General features: G+C 38.7%; 2 protein-coding genes. Both read right to left on the reverse strand.

All coding sequences use genetic code 11. The features are described 5' to 3' along the window. A partial coding sequence (locus NZ519_12250) for a lamin tail domain-containing protein (GenBank protein MCS7029525.1) occupies positions 1–3,074 on the reverse strand: 3,074 nt, incomplete at its 3' end. A 97-nt stretch (positions 3,075–3,171) separates the two neighbouring features. Continuing rightward, positions 3,172–4,509 (reverse strand): signal recognition particle protein, encoded by a 1,338-nt coding sequence (gene ffh / locus NZ519_12255; protein MCS7029526.1) that lies wholly within the window; start codon positions 4,507–4,509, stop codon positions 3,172–3,174. Positions 4,510–4,741: the final 232 nt, after the last annotated feature.

Here is a 4,741-nt window from a genome sequence, read left to right on the forward strand (position 1 = left end):
TCATTGACTAATACTCGCTGACTATTTTCATAACCTGGAGTGCCAAAACCTGCCGTAGATGCCGCACTGTGCCAATTATCTTTGCTATTCGTTCGTTCTGAAAAACTTAACCTTTCTAAGGCTACACCATCCTGACTAACCAAAGTTGGAACATGCCAATCTTTGTAATAACGTAAGGTGTCTATCCAAGTGCCTTTATTGCTTATAATCGCACATCCGCCTTTATTGTCATCATACGTAGGAAATGAAGCCATCTTGAATAAAGCATCAGGATTTTTTACCTTGTATCGGGCTTTAATAAAATCAACATCTGCACTCATACAAAAATACTGCTGCGGTAACAAAATACGACTTTGTGTAGTAATGGTTTTAGCATTATAGACACTGTCTTTATCCATTGCTAATTCAGCAATTTTCCAGTTTTTAAGGTCAATGGCTTTGTCGGAATGGTTGTATATCTCCACATAATCCGAACCGTTTGTGTAAGGATTAAACAGTATTTCATTGATAAGAATATCCCCTGCTACTGCTGTACGTGGAATAAGCACCGTAAGCGTATCCTGCACTATATTACCGCTACAATCTCTTGCCCCGTTGACCACTAATTCGTAACTCTGCAAACTATCCAAAGGTGTGGCAAAAGTAAGCGTAACTTTCTGCAAAGCAGGCGAGTCAATAGACACACTGATAGGATTGCCTATGCCATTGTTGACATTGTAAAATGTACTGTTAATGGATAAAGCACTATCTAGGGGTTCATTGAACTGAATTTCTAAAGTATTCGGGTTAATAACGCCAAAGAATGTAATTTTAGGTACTTGGGTATCAGGGCTGTTTGTTGCTACACTGTTTATTTTACCTGGTGTTCCACCTTTGGGATCTACGCTAGCACGCCAATTATCCCCTCCACGACAAGGGGTATTTTCGTCTACCATTTCTAAACTATATCCCCCATTTTTCTTTACCTCATCTTTATACCAATCCAAAGTAAAATTTACCTTGTGAATGATAGCGCCCTTATTGTTTTTAATAGTAATCAACTCACCATCATTGCTGATGCTAGGAAAGCTGCTTACTCCTAATACAGAGCCATAGCTACTTAATAAAGGCGCGTTCGTTGTAGAAGTGAGGATTAAGAAAGAATCAGGTTTGAGAATATAATTAGGTAAAATAGCTGTATTGTTGTCATTGCTAATTCTCCAACCTGCTAAATTAAAAGTCTTGTTAGAGCGATTTTTTATTTCAATATATTCAGCATTTGGAAGGGCAACCACAGGTGTAGGGTCTGCCATAAATTCTGAAATAATTACATCATACAACTGCGCAGTACGAGGAAATTCAAATGTAATTGTTTGTGTAGAAATATTGCCTGAACAATCTTTGACATTATTTACAGTCAATTGGTATGTTTTAGTACTATCCAAAGGAGTACTGAAAGTAAGAGTAACTAGGGTCAAATTTGCATCTATGGCTACTGAACTTGGGCTACCTATGCCTAAATTGACAAAATAATGAATATTACTGATTGCCGTGATACTATCCAAAGGTTCATTAAACAATACTTCTAAAATATTCAAACCTAAGGGAGTAACTTGGCTTACGTTGGGTGCCGTATTATCAGGGTTAGGTGCATTAACACTGTTGATTTGTCCCGGCGTTCCCCCTTGTGCATGCGTAGACGCTATCCAATTCGCAAAACCTACACAAGGAAAGTTCGTGTCTATCATCTCTAAACTGTAACCGCCATTCTTTTTTGCATCATTTTTATACCAACTATCACTGTAAGTAACTCTATGGATAATGTTCCCATTGTTATCGCGTAGAGTCAAAGTTTCACCTGTGTTGTTCAAACTTGGAAAAGAACTTACACCCAAAGTGCTACCAAAAACAGAAAGTGCAGTAACGTTGGTAGGACTGCATAAAATTAAGCGCTGTCCTGCGGAAAGCGTGTAAGCCGACAAAGTAACCGTACTTGTATTGTCTGAAAACTTCCACCCTGCAAGGTTAAAGGTCTTTGTAGAACGGTTAAATATCTCCACGTACTCCGCATTTGGAAGCCCCACAGGTGGGTCTGGGTCCGCCATAATCTCCGTGATAATAACGTCATGTAACTCAGGTACAACGTACATAAAATTTGCCGAATTGCTTGCCCCAATGGTATTCCCTGCTAAATCCTGAATGTTAGAACAAGTTACAGTATAGGTAACGTTTGGCGTTAAGGGGCTAGATAACGTTAAGTGTACTAACTTAGGGTTTATGAAATCTAAATTTGCTGATGCAGGTGTACCAATTCCTCCACTAATGGAGTAGTTTGTAGGTACATTTGTTGTACTACTTTTAAGGTTTTCATTAAATAGCAAATCTATTTCGGTAGGGCTTACAACAGTTGCAGAGAGTAGTTCAGGTGGAGTAGTGTCCACAATAATTGGACCTACATAAAGGTCATCAAGGTAAAATTTGGTTGCGTTGGATATAGTATATTGGCAATACCAACCTACATAGCTAGTAGTAGTATGTGTATTATCGAATGCTGTACCTTGTGAAACAAAATAAGCGCCTGTACCTGTGGTATCGGCTAAAAGTTCCCAATTACCGATATTATCACGTGTAACTTTTAATCGGACAAGGTTGTTGCTTTTAGCTACGGTACCTGGTATGCCTGCAATGATGCGCGTGCGTATAGAACCTGTTTGTCTGTATAGAGAAATGGTATCGGTGCTACCTGTGCTACCGCCAAGTTGTACATAATAGCCGTTAAGTGGCGTTTTTAGGTCAGATTGATTAGAAACAAGGTAAAAACGACAAAAATTTGAGGTGCTGGGCGAAAAAGCAAAACGGATCCATACATTCCATTCTGTATTGTTAATTGAGGTATTCGCAGTAGCTAATGAGGAACTTCCTGCTGTACTAGCATTACTTTGCAATTGAAAGCTGGAATTGACAATAAAATTTCCTACATCACCTACCCATGCAGGCGAGGAGGTAAAGTTACCATCGCTAAAATCATCAGATACTTGGGCATATAGAGCTTTGCAGAAAAAAACTAAATAAACGCAATACAGCTTGTATTTCATGTTACTAAAATACATTTTTTAGACATAACGAAAAAACATTTCTAATCTAACTAACGAATCTTTTTTAGTCTAATTTTTCTGCTCTTGTAGAACTCTACTATCTTTTACCGAAAGGTAGCCCTTTAAGTGATCGTCCTGCGGAATTTAGTTTCATCATAGTTTTCATCATTTTGCGCATCTCCTCAAACTGCTTTAAAAGCTGATTTACTTGTTGTACTGTGGTACCGCTACCTTGTGCAATACGCCTTCTACGACTACCGTTGATAATTTCAGGGTTCCTACGTTCTTTTATAGTCATTGAGTTAATAATAGCTTCAATATGTTTAAAAGCATTCTCATCAATTTCCACATCTTTTAGTGCTCTGTTGATACCAGGCAGCATCCCAATCAAATCTTTGATAGAACCCATTTTTTTAATCTGCTGCAACTGAATCATAAAATCCTCAAAGTTGAATTCATTTTTGCGCAGCTTTTGTTGTAAGCGCCGTGCTTCTTTTTCATCGTATTGTTCTTGTACCTTTTCTACAAACTTAACAATGTCGCCCATGCCTAAAATGCGGCTTGCCATGCGGTCAGGATGAAACTCATCAATAGCATCCATTTTTTCGCCGATACCTATGTATTTTATCGGCTTGTTGACCACTGCCTTAATCGATAAAGCTGCGCCCCCACGAGTATCGCCATCTAACTTAGTTAGCACAACTCCATGAAAGTCCAAAACTTGATTAAAAGCTTGGGCAGTATTGACCGCATCTTGTCCTGTCATTGCATCTACAACAAACAGAATTTCATGAGGTTTTACAGCTTCTTTGATAGCCGCAATTTCATTCATCATTTGTTCATCTATCGCCAATCTACCCGCAGTGTCAATTATAATTGTATCATAGCCTTTGGATTTTCCATATTCTACAGCTCTTTGAGCGATACCTACGGCATCTTTGACATCATTTTCAGCATATACTTCTACGTTAATTTGTTGTCCGAGTGTTTTAAGTTGATCAATTGCGGCAGGTCTGTAGACATCGCAAGCCACGAGTAAAGGTTTTTTATTTCGTTTTGTCTTCAGAAAGTTTGCCAATTTACCTGAAAAAGTGGTCTTACCTGAACCTTGCAAACCAGACATAAGAATGACAGTCGGAGGAGTAGATGCGAAGTTTATATCTGCTTTACTTCCGCCCATAAGTGCGGTTAGTTCGTCGTAGCAGATTTTGACCATCAATTTGCCTGGTTCTATGTTGATGAGTATATTTTGTCCTAATGCTTTTTCTTTTACAGTATCGCAAAAAGCTTTAGCTACCTTATAGTTGACATCGGCATCTAGTAACGCTCGCCTGACCTCACGCATAGTTTCTGCAATATTGATTTCGGTAATTTTTCCGTGTCCGCGTAAGGTTCTTAAAGCACTTTCAAGTTTATCTGTAAGGTTACTAAACATGGACATACAACTGCAATTTAGTATAGTTTTACAAAGGTAAAATGAAAACCAGCCTTTGTCAACAAATTAAGTGCTAAAAATCCATTTTTTCAAAAAGAAAAATCTTTAAGGAATTTTTTATGAAAAAGTTTTCTTTTTGGGCGTGCCCCTTGCTGCGCAAGGGTCGGGGCATTCCGCACTGCGCTTCGCTTCGGTGCTTCGCTAACGCTTCGCACTGCCTAACGGCATGCTC

The sequence above is a fragment of the Bacteroidia bacterium genome (genome assembly GCA_025056095.1).
Classification (GTDB): Bacteria; Bacteroidota; Bacteroidia; order JANWVE01; family JANWVE01; genus JANWVE01.

Excerpts from the sequence above, each read along its gene's own strand:
- ffh (MCS7029526.1), bottom strand. The coding sequence starts at position 4,509 with ATGTTTAGTAACCTTACAGATAAACTTGAAAGTGCTTTAAGAACCTTA.